The 15,733-nt window shown below is 64.3% G+C and carries 14 protein-coding genes; 2 read left to right on the top strand and 12 right to left on the bottom strand.

Going from position 1 to position 15,733, the window contains the following annotated elements:
* From iolD to ACP159_RS17905, 7 genes are all read right to left on the bottom strand, one after another.
* Entirely contained in the window at window positions 1-1,875 is a 1,875-nt protein-coding gene (gene iolD, locus ACP159_RS17875; RefSeq protein WP_425101065.1) for a 3D-(3,5/4)-trihydroxycyclohexane-1,2-dione acylhydrolase (decyclizing), read from the bottom strand.
* 177 nt (window positions 1,876-2,052) lie between these two features.
* The gene (locus ACP159_RS17880) at window positions 2,053-3,372 is read right to left on the bottom strand and encodes a cytochrome-c peroxidase (RefSeq protein WP_425101066.1); all 1,320 of its coding nucleotides are present in this window, start codon (window positions 3,370-3,372) and stop codon (window positions 2,053-2,055) included.
* Window positions 3,372-4,886, bottom strand: coding sequence for a CRTAC1 family protein (locus tag ACP159_RS17885; RefSeq protein ID WP_425101067.1), 1,515 nt, complete (start codon window positions 4,884-4,886; stop codon window positions 3,372-3,374). Before ACP159_RS17885 ends, ACP159_RS17880 begins: the two co-directional genes overlap by 1 nt.
* Complete coding sequence (locus ACP159_RS17890) at window positions 4,886-5,647, bottom strand: ATP-binding cassette domain-containing protein (RefSeq protein ID WP_425101068.1); 762 nt, start codon at window positions 5,645-5,647, stop codon at window positions 4,886-4,888. The genes ACP159_RS17885 and ACP159_RS17890 overlap by 1 nt, the downstream gene beginning before the upstream one ends.
* Window positions 5,644-6,945 carry a sugar ABC transporter permease gene (locus ACP159_RS17895; protein WP_425101069.1) on the bottom strand — a complete coding sequence of 434 codons (1,302 nt, stop codon included), beginning with the start codon at window positions 6,943-6,945 and terminating at the stop codon, window positions 5,644-5,646. The genes ACP159_RS17890 and ACP159_RS17895 overlap by 4 nt, the downstream gene beginning before the upstream one ends.
* Before the next feature lie 111 nt (window positions 6,946-7,056).
* Window positions 7,057-8,079, bottom strand: coding sequence for a D-xylose ABC transporter substrate-binding protein (gene xylF, locus ACP159_RS17900; protein ID WP_425101070.1), 1,023 nt, complete (start codon window positions 8,077-8,079; stop codon window positions 7,057-7,059).
* 369 nt (window positions 8,080-8,448) lie between these two features.
* Window positions 8,449-8,838 (bottom strand): hypothetical protein, encoded by a 390-nt coding sequence (locus ACP159_RS17905; protein ID WP_425101071.1) that lies wholly within the window; start codon window positions 8,836-8,838, stop codon window positions 8,449-8,451.
* On the opposite strand from ACP159_RS17905, the gene ACP159_RS17910 reads away from it, so the two are divergent.
* Both ACP159_RS17910 and ACP159_RS17915 read left to right on the top strand, forming a co-directional pair.
* Window positions 8,829-9,698 (top strand): heme NO-binding domain-containing protein, encoded by an 870-nt coding sequence (locus ACP159_RS17910; protein WP_425101072.1) that lies wholly within the window; start codon window positions 8,829-8,831, stop codon window positions 9,696-9,698. The two genes, ACP159_RS17905 and ACP159_RS17910, sit on opposite strands and share 10 nt — an antisense overlap.
* Window positions 9,699-9,728: 30 nt before the next feature.
* On the top strand, window positions 9,729-11,537 hold the full coding sequence (locus ACP159_RS17915) for an EAL domain-containing protein (RefSeq protein WP_425101073.1): 1,809 nt from the start codon (window positions 9,729-9,731) through the stop codon (window positions 11,535-11,537).
* Window positions 11,538-11,667: 130 nt separating this feature from the next.
* On the opposite strand, the gene ACP159_RS17920 is transcribed toward ACP159_RS17915, so the two are convergent.
* The 5 genes from ACP159_RS17920 to ACP159_RS17940 are packed head-to-tail and all read right to left on the bottom strand — an operon-like array spanning window position 11,668 to window position 15,733.
* Window positions 11,668-12,105: a hypothetical protein gene (locus ACP159_RS17920; protein WP_425101074.1), complete on the bottom strand. Its 438-nt coding sequence runs from the start codon at window positions 12,103-12,105 to the stop codon at window positions 11,668-11,670.
* Window positions 12,102-12,812 (bottom strand): hypothetical protein, encoded by a 711-nt coding sequence (locus ACP159_RS17925; RefSeq protein ID WP_425101075.1) that lies wholly within the window; start codon window positions 12,810-12,812, stop codon window positions 12,102-12,104. The genes ACP159_RS17920 and ACP159_RS17925 overlap by 4 nt, the downstream gene beginning before the upstream one ends.
* Window positions 12,809-13,855, bottom strand: coding sequence for an anthranilate phosphoribosyltransferase (locus ACP159_RS17930; protein ID WP_425101077.1), 1,047 nt, complete (start codon window positions 13,853-13,855; stop codon window positions 12,809-12,811). Before ACP159_RS17930 ends, ACP159_RS17925 begins: the two co-directional genes overlap by 4 nt.
* A gap of 40 nt (window positions 13,856-13,895) precedes the next feature.
* Window positions 13,896-14,147: an acyl carrier protein gene (locus ACP159_RS17935; RefSeq protein ID WP_425101078.1), complete on the bottom strand. Its 252-nt coding sequence runs from the start codon at window positions 14,145-14,147 to the stop codon at window positions 13,896-13,898.
* 38 nt (window positions 14,148-14,185) lie between these two features.
* A complete protein-coding gene (locus tag ACP159_RS17940) occupies window positions 14,186-15,733 on the bottom strand; it encodes an AMP-binding protein (protein ID WP_425101079.1) in 1,548 nt (515 codons plus the stop codon).

A 15,733-nucleotide genomic window follows, 5' to 3' on the forward strand; every position in this document is an offset into this window, starting at 1 on the left:
CTAGACCCCTCGCCGCTGTTTGGCGCGGAAGGCTTCCTGACCCTCGCGTGCCTGGCGGATGCTGTCTCGTTCGTTGATCTCGGGCACACCGACATACCAATCGGCCCCGCCATCCGTCCATTTGTAGGCATCCGAATTGATGACCAGAACGGTGGTGCGGTCGGTCGTCCGCGCCCATTGCATTGCGTCACCCAGATCGGCGAGGCTTTCGCAGAACCGTGCCTCGGCCCCCATCGCGCGGGCATGGGCGGCGAAGTCGACATGCAGCGGGTCGTCCTTGTTTTGCACCCGCGCATCCTTGAGCAGGCAATTGAAGCCCGGCACACCCATCCCGGTCTGTAGCCGGTTGATGACACCGAAGCCGCCGTTGTCGCAGACTACGACGATCATCTTGTGCCCCGTTAGGACGGTGGAATAGATGTCCGAGTTCATCATCATGTAGGACCCGTCACCCACCATGACGATCGGCACGCCCTTCTGTGTACCATCGGGCTGGACCTTGGCCATGGCATGTCCCCAGCCCCCGGCGATCTCGTACCCCATGCAGGAAAAGCCGAATTCCAGGTCATAGGTGTTGGGCGCCTTGACGCGCCAGTTCTTGGCCGTCTCCCCGGGCAGGCCGCCCGCTGCCGTCACCATAGTGTCGTCCACCGTGGCATGATCGTTCACCACCTTGATGACCTGCGCGTAGCTCGGCACCTCGGCATTGTCCGCCGCCTGCCAAGCATCCAGCCCCTTGTTCCATTCGGCATAGAGCGCCTGCGCCCGTGTCATCTGAGCCGGCTCGCACGTCCAGTCGCCAAGAGCGGCGTCGAGTTCCGTCAGGCATTCTAGCGCGTCACCCACCACGGGCTGAGCGAAGTGCTTGGAGGCATCGAAGCGGGCGGCGTTGATGTTGATGAACTTCGCGTCGCTGGCAAAGGTCGTCCACGATCCGGTGGTAAAATCCTGCATACGCGTGCCGACGGCGATGATGACATCCGCTTCCTCGGCCATGACCTTCGAGGCGTCCGTACCCTCGATCCCCATGGCCCCGGTATAGGCCGGATGGTCATGCACCACGGCCCCTTTGCCGGCGATGGTTTCGGTGAAGGGAATGCCGCGCTTGACGGCGAAATCCGCCAAGGCCTCACCGGCCCCTGAATACCGCACCCCGCCGCCCGACAGGATGAAAGGCCTTTTGGCCGTTTTCAGCAACGCCGCCGCAGCGTCAATCTCGGACCGCGCCGGGCGCGGGCGGGGGATTTTCCAGACCTTTTCGGCAAAGAACGCCTCCGGGTAGTCATACGCCACCTCCTGTATGTCCTGCGGCAGACCTATGAAGGCCGGGCCGCAATCCGCCGGGTCCAGCATCACCCGCAGCGCATTGGGAAGCGAGGACAGGATCTGCGCCGGATGCACGATCCGGTCCCAATAGCGCGACACGGCCTTGAAACCGTCATTCACCGTGATCGACGGATCGCCGTAGTGCTCCACCTGCTGCAGGACCGGATCAGGCAGGCGGTTCACATAGGTATCGCCTGCCAGCAGCAGAAGCGGCAAACGGTTGGCATGAGCGGTCCCCGCCGCGGTGATCATGTTGGTAGCCCCGGGGCCGACCGAGGAGGTCGCAATCATGATTTGGCGGCGTAGCTTCGCCTTGGCAAAGCCCACCGCCGCCAGCGCCATCGACTGTTCGTTCTGACCGCGCCAGGTCGGCAGCTTGTCCTGCACTTGCTCGAGGGCTTCGCTGAGGCAGGTCACATTGCCATGGCCGAAGATACCGAAGACACCCGCGAACAACGGCACACGCGCCCCGTCGATTTCGGTCCACTGTGCACACAGGTAGCGCACCACTGCCTGCGCCATGGTCAGGCGAATTGTCCCATCGGTCATGAGCCGTCCTCCCTCAAGATTCTTCATGGATTGAACAATGTATATTGACGTATGTTGATTCACGCAACGATCATTGCATTGGCTCCATGAGAGGATGCCTCGCTGTATCCCAGACCGAACCGCGCGCGAGCCGTTCTATCGAGGCGCCGCAGCCCGATCGTGACGCCGCAAAGGAAATCAGCGTTCGACCGGCAGACCGGACGGGACGGTGTCCGGAATTCCCATGCGCCCGCCTGCCCGTGCAATCGGGTCTTCGAGTGCCGCCAGAAAGGCCAGCAAGGCATCGAGTTCCCTGTCTTCGAGTGCTGGCAGGGACCTGGCCGCTGCCTGGATTGCGGCGAAGTCCGCGCCACCGGCGTCGGGCTTCAGATCAGGCTTGGACAGATCCAACGGCGCCAGCACAGCGGCCCGGATGTCGTATTGCGCCAGCGCAGCGCCGCCGGATGCATGCATGGCCAGATAGGTCCGCAGATCGCGCACGCCGCCCGCATGGCCGTAGGGCGCTGTCAGCGTCACGTTCCGCAACGAAGGCGTGCGGAAGGCAAACGCGTCTTCGACCCGCCCGGTGACCCGCTGCCGCCCGATGTCGCGCTGGTGGCTTTCGAACCGTTCCGCCTTGCCCGGACCGATCTGCGGATCGCCCATTGCGTGAAACTTCATGTCGGTCAGGAGCGGTCCCGCGTGGCAGGCCGAGCACCCTGCTTCCCCGTAGAACAGCTTCGCTCCGGCCTGTGCCTCGGGTGGCAAGTCCTCCTCACCGCGCAACGCGGCATCGAAAGGCGCGGAGTCAGAGCGGAAGTCGAAGGTCATGTACGCGGCGATGGCGTTGGAAATATCGGTAAAGGCAATGGGACGACCCGCCGCGATCTCCGGATAGACCGCTTCGAACTGGACCTGATACTCTGGCAGCGCGGCGATGCGCGCGGAAATGGCGGCCCAGGCACCGTCCTCGCCGGTCAGTCGCCCCTGCCGCACGAGGCGCGAAATCTCGTTTTCCTGGTAATGCCCGGCCATCTCGTCGGGAGACAGCACCGGAAACATGGTCTGCGCCGAGAGTAGCGAGGCGAACCCCGCGGCCATGTCGTCTTCGAGCGGCGTGCGGAACCCGGTCGGACGGGACGGGTCGACCTCGATCCGGCCATCATGGAACATCACGGTAAAGCCCTTGGCTCCGACGTTCCACAAGGCGGGCGCGTTGCGCGGGATGCGCTGTTCGGGCAGGTCCCCGGGATCGGCGCGCCGCTCCGGCCCAAGGCCGATGCCACCCTCTCCCATCCCCAAAGACAGCCCGTCGGAGGTGCCGAAGCGCGGATGGTGGCAGGTAGCACAGGAAATGTTGCGGTTGCCGGACAGTTCGGCATCCCAGAACAATTGCTGCCCGAGCCGGACCTCCTCCGGGCTGTGCTCCGGGAAATCGGCATCGGTCAGCGGCGCCGGCCAGTTTTGCGCAAGTGCGGGCAAGGCTAGAAATGACAAAAGGGCAGCGAGTTTCAGCATCAGTTGTCTTCCTTCCGTTCGATCCGGGTGACACGGTCGACCCCGACCGGCTGCCAGTCCGAAACCGCACCATCCGGCCAGGTCACCCGAACGAGGACTTGCTCCACCGAACCAAGACCGAAATGCTCCGGGCCCGCCGCGCCGGAGGCATGTCCGCCGCCCGAGGTGATCTCGCGCGTCAGGACACGGTCTTCCGGCAGGCGCAGCGCAATCTTCGCGCCGATGGCCCGGCTGTTCGCGCCGGGCTGGCGCACGTCTATACCCACCCAATGACCGGCCTCCGCGGTGGTGTTCTGCCAGACCTCCATCGGGGCGCGGCGATTGACCACGACGAGGTCCAGCAGACCGTCGCCGTTCAGATCGGCCAGCGCCGCGCCGCGTGCGCGATGGACCGAGCCGATGCCCGCAACCGCACCCTGTTCGACGAACTGCCCGTCCGGTTGCTGGATCAGCAGGTTGTTCGGATCGGCCATGGCGTTTGACGGCATCTGGTCGACATTGCCCTTGGCGATGAACAGATCGTCGAGACCGTCATTGTTCACATCCCCGAATTGCGCATGCCAGCCGGTCGAAGGGCGGCCATCGTCGCCGACATACGGCGTGGTGGCATAGGTGCCGAGGTCATAAGGCGCGGGCTCCATCCGGCCATTGCCGCGATTGAACAGCAGCGGCTGGTCACCCATGGAGGTCAGGACGACTTCGGGCAGGCCATCGCCAGTGATGTCGCGACTGGCGATGCCCATGCCCCACAGCTTCATGGTGGGCCAGCCGTCGGCCTCGGTGTATTCCTTCAGCGGGTCCAGAGACCACATCTGCTCGCGCCCGTCCCGGACATAATATTGCCGGTCGTTCGAGATGCGCAGATCGGGGGTGCCGGTGTTCTTCCAGTCCGAGAACAGCATTGAAAGCGCGCAAAAACCCGGCTCCAGCGGGATGCGCGGGCCAAAGGCGCGGCCTTCCGGGCGGATCAGGTAATTCCGGTCGCAAGCCTCGAACGGACCTTCGGGATCGGTCTGGTCGACGTAGTTGCCGAAGGCAAAGGTCGGCCAGTCCTGCCCCGGCTCGAAGGTTGCCGAAAACGCGGTGGTCCATTCGGAGCCGCCGTCGAACGTCCAATCGGACGGCGCATCCTCGAACTGACACGCACCGGTGCCTCGCAGAAGTCGGTTCGCGCCGGATCGCAGGACCACCAGGTCCAGAATGTCGTCCCCATCCACGTCAAACGGATAGGCACCTGTCGTCTCAAGAATCTCCGGAAACGGCGCGGGGGCAAAGGAGACCGGACCGTCAGACGTATTGCGCAAAAGGATCGCTGGAGCGCTGCCCCCGGCGGCGAACAGGTCGGGCTGCGCATCGCCGTCACAGTCGAACACCGCCACGCCACCGCCGACGAAATGGGTCCAGCCGCCGGAATACTGGTGTTCGATGGGCAAGGAGACGGGCGCAAACAGAACCTCGGCCCAGGCGGAACTGCCCAGACCGAGGATCGCGAGACAGAGCGCAGGGCGCAGCATCACGCCGCCAGGTGCGCCGGTTTCTTGCCGAGGATGATCATGCCGAGGATGTCGTCATCCGTCACCTCGTTGACATTAACCGTCCCGACAAGCTCTCCGTTCTTCATGACACTTGCCCGGTCGCAAAGCTTCATCACGTTGTGGATGTCATGCTCGATCAGGAAGATACCGAGCCCCTGCGCCTTCAGCTCCTCGATCAGCTCCGCCACCATCTGCGTCTCGTGCGGACCAAGCGCGGCGGTCGGTTCGTCCATGATGAGGATCTTCGCGTTGAAATAGACCGCGCGGGCGATGGCGACCGACTGACGCTGACCGCCGGACAGGGCCGAAACCGGAACGTTGAACTTCTTGAAGTTGGGGTTGAGGCGACCCATGATCTTGCGGGTTTCCGCTTCCATCCTGGCATCGTCGACCAGCCCGTTCTTCACCAGCTCGCGCCCCAGAAACAGGTTTGACGCGGCATCGAGATTGTCCGCCAGCGCCAGCGTCTGGTAGATCGTCTCGATGTTGTAGTCGCGGGCGTCGCGCGGGTTCTCGATCTCGGCTCTCTCGCCATTGATACGGATCTCGCCGGTGTCCATCTGGTAGGCGCCGGAGAGGATCTTGATCAGGGTCGACTTGCCCGCACCATTGTGGCCGAGAAGGCCAACGACCTCGCCGGGGTAAAGGTCGATGGACACGTGGTCCACCGCCTTGATGCCGCCGAAGGAAATCGAGATGTCCTTCATCTCGACAAGGGGAGTCTGTCCGGAGCGGTTCATTTGCTGATCCCCATGCGCTTGCGATAGATGATGTCGACCCAGACGGCGATGATCAGAACGAGGCCCACGACGATATTCTGGAACGGCGTGTCGACGCCGACCATGGCCATGCCGGACTGCAGCGATTGCATGATGAGTGCACCCAGAACCGCGCCGTAGATCGTGCCCACGCCGCCGGACAGGGCGGTGCCGCCGATAACCGCCGCCGCGATCACCCGCAGCTCTTCGAGCATGCCGATGTCGTTGCCGTGGCTTTGCAGGCGGGCCTGGGCGATCAGCGCCGCGAGGCCACAGAGAAAGCCCATCAGGGCAAAGATCTTGACGTTCAGCAGGCGGGTGTTGATACCGGACAGCTCCGCCGCATCAGGGTTGCCCCCGGCGGCGAAGATATAGCGGCCAAGCCGGGTCTTGCGGGCCACCACGGTCATGACCACCGCGACAAGGATCAGGATCAGAACGGAAATCGGCAGGCCATGCATGGCGCTGTAGCCCTCGGGCACCGTTTCTCCCCGCGCCTCGAACATCCGGCGGAGTTTCGACGGCGGGATCGGATAGCGGGACAACCAGGTGACGAACAGCATGATCGTCGCGACGATGACGGCCATCATGGCCGTCTCGGCCCACATCGGTTTCACCGTGAAGCCATGGCCGATCTTGTTCTTGCGCGCAGACAGGATGACCAGAACCGCCACCGCGGACGCCGCGAGACCGAGCGCGTAGCTCACCGGCGCGCCAAGGACCCCCTCGGTGCCACCGAACATCAGCAGGTTGGGATCGGTGAGCGACACCGACTGGCCGTTGGTGGTGAACCAGTTGACGTTACGCCAGACAAACAGCCCGCCAAGCGTGACGATGAAGGACGGAATGCCCTGATACCCGACGAGCCAGCCCGTCAACGCCCCCATGAGCGTGCCCGCGCCGAGACCGATCAGGATGGTCAGGATGAGGATCAGCGGGTTGCCGTACTCCAGTCCGAGCAGATCAGGGAGCCAATAGGCCTGCATCATCGCCATGATGGCCGAGCACATGGCGAGCATCGACCCGACCGACAGGTCGATGTGGCGCGACACGATCACGAAGACCATGCCGCAGGCCATGATGGCCACGGGCACCGTCTGCACCGTGATGTTGAAGACATTGCGCGGGATTACGAAGGTCCCGCCCGTCCATATGGTGAATACCAATGCAATTGCAAAGAAGGCAACCAGCATTCCGAGCAACCGGACATCCAGTTCCAGAACCTCGATCAGGCTGCGCTTCGGCGCGGTTTGGCCCGGCACCTGTGCGGTGTCAGTCATGAGCGAATCCTCCCTCGGGCGAGGCCCAGGCCGCGCGCCCGTTCTCCCTGTGAGCGATGCCCGGGAAGCTCCCCCCGCCCGGGCATCGCCGCTGTATCGACCGTGCTGCGGTTACTCGCAGACGGCTACGCCGGTGACACCGGCGCAGAGCGTATCCTTGGAAATCCAGCCGGCCTCGAGCACGACATTCAGATTGTCCTTGGTCACCGGGATCGGCGCCAGAAGCACGGAGTCCAGTTCCTTGCCGCCGGGCGAGGTGAACTTGGCCGACCCTTCGACCGCGTCCATCGCGGTGCCGCCGGCCAGAGCCACGGCGATCTCGCCCGCGGCCTTGCCCAGGGCACGGCTGTCCTTCCAGACGGAGACGGTCTGGGTGCCGAGCGCCACGCGGTTCAGCGCCGCCATGTCGCCGTCCTGACCGGAGACCGGAATGCCTTCCATGCCCTGCGCGGTCAGCGCGGCCACGACACCGCCGGCGGTGCCGTCGTTCGAGGCGACCACGGCGTCGACGCCGTTGTTGGTCTGGGTCAGGATCTGCTCCATGTTCTTCTGGGCGTTGGCGGGCTGCCAGTCATCGGTGTAGGCCTCGCCCACGATCTCGATGTCACCGGCGTCGATGGCCGCCTGCAGGACTTCCTGCTGACCGCCGCGCAGGAAGTCTGCGTTCGGGTCGACCGGCGAGCCCTTGATCATGACATAGCGGCCCTTCGGCGCGACCTTGAGCACTTCACGCGCCTGCATCCGGCCAACCTCGACGTTGTCGAAGGTCAGGTAGAAGGCGCGCGGGTCCTCGATCATGCGGTCATAGCCGACCACCGGAATGCCCGCATCCTCTGCTGCGTCCAGAGCCGGCCCGATCGAGGCGGAATCCTGCGCCAGGATGATCAGCGCGTTGCAGCCCTGGGTGATCATGCCCTCGATGTCTGCCAGCTGCTTGGTCGCCGATGTCTGCGCGTCCGCAGAGATGTACTCCGCACCTGCAGCATCCAGCGCGCCCTTGATGGCGGCTTCGTCCGTTTTCCAACGCTCTTCGCGGAAATTCGACCAGCTGACGCAAACCTTCAGGTCCTCGGCGGCAACCGAAGTCGCCAAAGTTGCAATCGCGACACTCGCGAAAAGGATCGTCTTTTTCATGTATTTCCTCCCTGGAAACGGGGCCCCTCCGGCCCCGTGGGCGATGAACGCCTGCTCTTTCATCCCCGATTCATAAACCATCGTCAATTTTTGATTTTTCGCGGTTTTCCTTGCGAAAGCACCTTGTGGGCACCCAACCGCGCCCGAAGCCGGCGTCAGACACAGTTTGCGCTAACAGACTCCGATGCCGTCGCCCTGTCAAGACCACGCTGCATCTATGGGATACCGGACAGTCTTTCGCTCTCCGGCCTGCTGCCGGATTCTTGCGTACGCAGACAGGGCCGTCTGCCGGACGGATCGAGGAGCGGGGAACAATCGCCCTTGGCTGCCCGGAGCGCCTGATCCCGGGCACATCGGACAGCCTATCGCCTAGACGACCGTGCGGTCATCCTTGCGAAGGCCGCCGGGCGCAGATTGCCTGTCGCGCCTGCTGCCCCCACCGATCCTTTCATCGACCCAGACCGAGATGGAGACACCCTTGGGCCGATCCGCGAAGCCGTCGATATTGACCACCCGAATGCGCATGTGACGGCCTTCTTCCACGAGCTTGCGCAGGCCAGGCTCGTGTTCCGCACCGATCCGGCCGATCGCACGTGGTGCGCCGCCAATCAGTCTACTCGTCCAGGTCCGCGGACGCGCCAGCATCGCGACATGGTCATCCGCCACGGAGACCTCCAGGTCGTCGCCCGGCCGCAGTCGGAACCGCGCGAGGTTCTTCGGTGTCTGCGTAAGTTTGCAGGAATATATGAATGGATGCATCTGGACTGACCTCAATAGCGGCGCTCTTGGTGGCGCTCGATTCTCCCGTCCAGACTATCGTTGCGCCCGGCCTGCGCAAATCGAGACCTGCATGCCAGCGCTGCGACGTCCGTGAACGGGGGCAATTTGCAACATGTCGACGCGGCTCCCGCCATCCGTTCCACGTCCGGGTGCTGCACAGCCTGCCGCAGCCCGCCGTTGCTCGCAATTGTCGAGACATTTCCCGCGGACGTTCAGCCGAAGGAAAGCCTGTTCGTGGCAAGGTTCCCGTTCAAGGACCCTGGAGGCTCGGCATGTATGGATTGGTCAACAACGGCGTTCGCGCCTTTATCGTCGAAAACCACGGCGAAGCGGTCTGGAAGACCATTTGCACAAATGCGGGCGTCACCGACGAGGAATTCGAGAACCTGACTGCCTATGACGATGACACGACATACGCGCTGGTCGGGGCCGTCTGCAAAACGCTTGACTTGCCGGTGGAGACGGTTCTGGAGGTGTTCGGCGAGTATTGGGTCGGCTTCTCGAAGGCCACCGCCATCGGAAGATTGATCGACCTTGGGCGGGAAACCCTGATCGAGCGCATTCGTGGCCTCGATGAAATGCACGAGCGCGTGCAACTGACGATGCCCCACCTCAAACCGCCGTCCTTCGATTTCGAGGAAATGCCGGACGGCGCGCATCGCCTGCATTACTTCTCGGTACGCGAGGGGCTGGCGCCCATGGTCGTCGGATTGCTGCAGGGCATGGCGCGGGAATGCGGTGTGGGCATCGACGTCACCCTGTCGAACAGCCGGGCGGACGGACATGACCACGACGTCTTCACCGTGCGGATCGGTCAAAAGGCTGCATCAGCCGCCTGATCCAGGGATACACGTGCAGGGACACTCACCATGGCACCGATCACGTTGTCTGCGGAAACAACGTCACAGGTCTTTCCTTTCTCCATCCTGATCGAAGGAGACGGGCGCATCGCGTTTGTCGGTCCGGCACTGGCCAAGGTGGCGGGCATCGAAACCCTGATCGGCAAGTCGATTTTCGACGCCGTGACCATCCGGAAACCGATGCGCCTGGATCGCACGCAGGCGTTGAGAGACGTTCTCGGCGCCCGCGTTGTGCTGGAAGTTCCCGACCGAAACGGCTCCGGGACATTGAAACTGTACGGGATGGCCTGCTCTGCGGAATGGCATGGACGTGGCCACGTGCTGATCGTGCTCACGCCCGGGGTCAATGCCCGGCAGTTCGTCGAGTGTCATGGACTGAAGATCTCGGATTTCGGACCGGCGGACGGCAGCGCCGATCTGTTGCCGTTGCTGGCCATGCAGGAGGACATGCTGCAGGACGGCAAACGGCAGGCGGCCAAGCTGCGCGCGGCCCGCGATGTGGCCGAACACCTCGCCAACCACGACGTTCTGACGGAACTGCCCAACCGACGTGCCCTGATGGAGCGCCTTTCCAGCCTGCTGCGACAGAGCCCGCTGGCCGTCATGCATGTGGATCTCGATAAATTCAAGGAAATCAACGACACCTTCGGCCATGCCGCCGGGGATGCCGCATTGCAACACGCGGCGCGCGCCATCCGGCTGGCAGTTGGCCCCCAGGCGCTCTGTGCCCGAATGGGGGGTGATGAGTTTGTCGTCGTGCTGGAGGGAGAGCAGACGCCGGTGCAACTGTCAGCCTGTGCCCAACGCATCATCGCCGAAGTGTCCCGTCCTTTCGTCTTTCAGGCCGAGTCCCTGATCGTGCAGGCGAGCGTTGGCCTCGCCATTCCCCGTCCCGGGGACGCGTTGTCCGCCGACGACATCCTGCACCATGCCGATCTGGCGCTATACGAGGTGAAACGCACCGGCAGAAGCACGACGGCCTTGTGCACACCCGACCTCCTGGCGGCGCATTCGGAATTCCAGCGCATATCCGCCGACATCCGCCGCGCCCTGACCGAGCGCGAATTCGTGGCCCATTTCCAACCCCAGGTCGACGCGCGCACCGGCGGCCTGCTTGGCTTCGAAGCACTGGCGCGGTGGCAGCATCCGGAGCGTGGGACACTGACGCCAGTCCATTTTCTGCACGTCACCCATCGGGCGGGCCTGATCCAGCAGGTCGATGCCGAAATCCGGCGGCACGTCCTCGACACGCTCAGACACTGGGACGCCGCGGGCTTCCGCGTCCCGAAGATCAGCCTTAATGTGACCACCAGCGACCTTCTCGACCCGGTGTTCCGTCAGGTCTTGCTCTGGGACCTGGATTCAAGGGGCCTGGACAGCAGCCGCGTGGTGCTCGAAATCGTCGAATCCGTCCTCTACGACGAGAGCCCCACGGAGATTGCCAAAGCGTGCCAGGATCTGGCCGATGCCGGCTTTGTGCTGGCACTGGACGACTTCGGCACCGGCTACGCGTCGATCCTGAGCCTCGTCAAACTGCCCATCGCCATCGTCAAGATCGACAGGGCGTTTGCCTGCGGCGTTGCACGGTCTAAGAGCCAGCATGCGCTGACGCAATCCATGGTGGGCATGGCAACCTCCCTGGGATTGACCGTTCTGGCCGAAGGTGTCGACCATGCCGACGATGTGGCCGCCCTGCTTGACATGGGGTGCGGGTCCTTCCAGGGCTACTATTTTGCGCACCCGATGGACGCCGAGACCGCTTTGGCCTGGGTGATCGAGCGGGAATACCCGCAGGAGAGCCTGAGGCGCCGACCCTAGCCGTGTGTCGAACCGGGTTTGCAAGTCCTGGCGGGTGCGGCAAAGGTTGCCCGGAGACCGCCGCCATTGACCATTGATGTCGCCAAACAAGAGCGCGCTGCAGGTTTTCGCGGACTCGGAAGGCTCGCGGCTATCGGCAACTATCGTGCACGGTCAACCAGCCCGGCATCCGGAATGTCCGGCGCGTGAAGGCATGCAGGGCGCGCAGCAGGTCCTCCACCTGCACCGGCTGGATGTCGAAATGGTCCGCCCCGGCCTCCAGCAATTCCACCCCACGCGCCCGGTTCGGCTCACTCAGCAGGGCAACAATGGGTGTCACGCGATGCGCCGTGCGCAAGTCACGGCACAGGTCGAGTGTGGTCTCCACCGGCACGCTCTCCATGACGACCAGAGCCGAAACGAGGCTGTTGCCAAACAGGTTCCGCAGTTCCTGCGGCCGGGTCACCATGATCGGCAAGTAACCCCGGCAGGCGAGGCACTGGTTGAGCACGGCCCCCGGCACCTCCGGGGTGCCGAGGATCGCTATGGTTTCACCGCCGACTCTGGGCGGGCATATCGTTGGGATCACGCGTCTTGCCTTGTTCTTGGTCTTGTTGCCTTCAGGTAGGCCTGCGTCGTCTCGTAAGCGTAGGCCGGACCAGCCAGCAGCGCCGTGCCCACCAGAACCCCGTCGAACCCTGCCGACATGGCCCGGGCCACAGCGCTTGGCGCGGTCAGGCCGGAGGCACTGACCAGCAGTCCGCGATGCTGCGCACGCGCGAGGGTGTACAGGCTTTCGCTCTGCTCCACCCCGCCGTCGTCGGTTTCCCGGCTGCGGATGTCCCTGTTGTTGATGGCGAGGATCGCCCCGGAGGGCAGCCGGAGACCCTCCAGTTCGGGGGCACAGGCCGCCTCGACGAAGGGAGTCAACCCCAGCGCCAGGGCCGCCTCCGCCAGACGCAGCACATCCGCCCGCCGCAGGAGAGCACAGGTCAGCAACACCGCCGCCGCCCCGGCATCGCGGGACTGCTCCAGATGCCTTGCGGAGGTGATGAAGTCCTTGCGCAGCACCGGCAGGCCGGTCTTTGCCATCTCCGTCACCATGCCGAGGGTGCCCCGGTGCCAGGCTCCGGTGGTCACCGAGAGACAGGGTGCCCCGGCGTGCAAGTAGTCCTGCGCAATGTCGCGCACGGTGCGCCGCGCCAGCAGGGGACCGACCTTCGGGGAGCTTGGTTTGATCTCCGCGATCAGCGGGCAATCGGCAGCGGCCAGGGCTTCATGAAAGCCCCGCATCATGCGATCGCCGCAAGTTTCGGCGCTTGTGCGGCGGCAAAGGCCTGTGCCTTCCGCAGAGTCCGGTACGGCGCACCGTCGGCCATGCAATCCTGCGCGATCCAGACCCCTTCGGCCAGCGTACGCGCCACGCCCCCGGCAAAGAGCGCCATCCCGGCATTGAGAGCCACCGTCTCGCTGCAGGCGCGGCTGCCCTTGCCTTGCAGAATATCGGTCAGCGTTGCGATGTTGGCTTTCAGGTCGCCACCCGCCAGTTGCGACAAAGAGGAATCCCGGCCAAGCCCGAGGTCAGCGGGCGTCATCTGGTGTGGCAATGTCTCGCCAGAGCGCACCCAGCGGTTCGTGCCGACACTCAGCAGCTCGTCCACGCCGAGGTCCGAATGGACCAGCACGGCGGGGATGGTGAGCGTCCGGGCAATTTCGTGCACCTGGTCGAACAGACGCAGGGAGGAGGCCCCGATCACATGGGCCTTCATGTCGTAAGGGCAGATCAACGGACCGAGGGAATTGACGAAACGCCCGATCATCTTGAACGGCAGGGGCATTGCGGCGATGGCGAGCCGCTTGCACAGCGGCGCGTAGCGTTGCGGCGCGGCAAACGCGAGGCCGCAGTCCTCCAGCATGGCATTGGTGAAGGCGTCCGATGCGGTCCGGGCGAGGCCAAGCGCGTTCAGGATGTCCCCGGAGCCGACAGAGGAAGAATAGGCCGACGAGCCACTCTTGAGGACCGTGCCGCCCGCCGCCGCGACGACGAAAGCCGCGGTCGTGGAAATGTTGAAAGTCGAGCGTCCGCCCCCGGTGCCGACGATGTTCACGGCGTTCCGCGCCGCGGGTAGAGCCTCCGGCGGATAGGTCTCGCGGATGAAGCGCACAAAGCTGCGCATCATCCCCAGGTTCGACGGCATCGCCGAAAGCGCGGCGAGCACCGCCACGGTTTCGGCCTTGGGGCGAAGGCCATCGTCGGTCGCCCGCCAGTAGGCGAACATCTCGTCTTCACTCGGGATGCGTCCAGCGATCAGCTGGCCTGCGGTCTGTTCCGGCGTCATGGCCTTCGCTCCTGTGACTGATGTTGAGGGCGGCTCGCCGTCAGGCGGCAACCACCTGCTTGGCGTCGATCATGGTCTCGATCTGCCCGATGGTGCGGTAGAGGTCCGCGTCCAGTTCATCCGGCGAGATCGTCATGTCGTATTCGCCTTCGAGAAAGGCGATCAGCTTCAGCACGCCGAGGCTGTCGACGATGCCGGTGTCGATCAGGTCGAGATCGTCGGTCAGTTGCTCGGCGGGAATATCGACCGCGAATTCCTCGGCGATGAATGTGCGCAGGGCGGGATAGGACATGAAAAACTCCTTTTGTTGTCCGTGGTCTGTCGTCGCCATCACGCCGAAGCGCTCTGGCAGTTTGCCGCCAGCATCCGCCGGCAGGCCTTCCCGTTGGAGTTCCGCGGGACCTCCATCAGGGAAATCGTGAAATTGCGCGGGATCGCGGCGACCGGCAGCCGCTTCATCAGGTGCAGACGCAGATCGAGACTGTTCAGCCCGTCCGACTTTATTTTGACCCAGGCATTCAGAACCGTCCCGTCACCGGACTTCGTCACGAAGGAGAGCGCCTCGCAGACGCCGGGATGGGCGTTCAGTTGGGTGTCGACTTCGTTCAGGTCCACGCGCACGCCGCTGAGCTTGACGATGCTGTCATTGCGCCCGACGAAATGGATCACCCCGGCGCGGTCCCGGCGCACAATGTCGCCGGATCGGTAATAGAGTTTGCCGCCGTGGGTGACCGTCGCCTTCTCCGTCAGCGCCGGATCGGAGTAGCCCCGCATCATCGTCGGGCAATGTACCCAGAGCTCGCCCTCGCCCCGGCCCTCCAGAACTTTGCCCGCGCCGTCGACCAGCAGGTACTCGACATAGGGCAGCGGCCGGCCCAGCGGCAGCGGATCGGGCGTGTCCTCGCGCGGCACGTCGTAGAAGAAGCTGTCGTTGGTCTCGGTACAGCCGTAGATGTTCACGAACCGCGCGTTGGGGAACACCCGGAACAGCGTCCGCAGGGTCGTGGCCGGCATCGGCTCGCCGGCAAACAGAACGCTGCGCACCTCCGGAAGCACCGGATTGCCCGGCGCTTGCGCCACCAGCTTGAGTGCGGAGGGGGCGGAGTGCCAGACCGTGACCCCCGTGCGCTGCATCATGTCGACGAGCTTTGCGCCATTCCGGGCGGTCTTCGCATCGGCGAGCGCGAGGTCGGCCCCGGACATCAGCGACGCGTAGATGTCGAGAAAGGACAGGTCGAAGGCGAAGGGCGCGTGGCTCAGCAGGCAATCGTCGATGTTCAGGTCCAGTTCGTCGCAGACCCAGGTCTGGAAGACGTTCAGGGCATGGGCCTCGATCTCCACACGCTTCGGTTTGCCGGTGGACCCCGAGGTGTGGAGGACGGCGGCAAGGTTCTGCTGCGAGACGACCACGTTCGGCCGGTGCGCGAGGCTCTCGAGTCCGGCCATGGTCTCGACCTCCTGCGACAGGTCGAGCAGCGATACCCCTGCATCCAGCGCCCAGCCCCGCAGACGCGGCCCGGTGCTGGCATCGACGATCAGGGCCACCGGATTGAGATCGGCCAGGACGTCCATCAGCCGCCCGTCCGGATGCGTGGCGTCAAGCGGCGCATAGGCCCGCCCCGACGACAGCACCGCCAGCACCGCCGCAAGACAATCCGGTGTCTTCTCGGCGCAGATTGCGACGATTTCCTCGCCCGTCCCGCCCGGTCCCGGCAGCCGCGCGGCAATGCCCTCGGCCATGGCTTGCAGGGCGCGATAGCTGACCGCGCCGCCGGCGCTGTCGAAGATTTTCGCCCGAGGCGTCTTGTCCATCTCGATCCGGAGGCAATCGGCGAAGGCCCGTGTGCCGACGATCTGGAAAAAGTCCTGGTGCAGCAT

This window comes from Tropicibacter sp. S64 (genome assembly GCF_049803835.1).
Lineage (GTDB): Bacteria > Pseudomonadota > Alphaproteobacteria > Rhodobacterales > Rhodobacteraceae > Pacificoceanicola.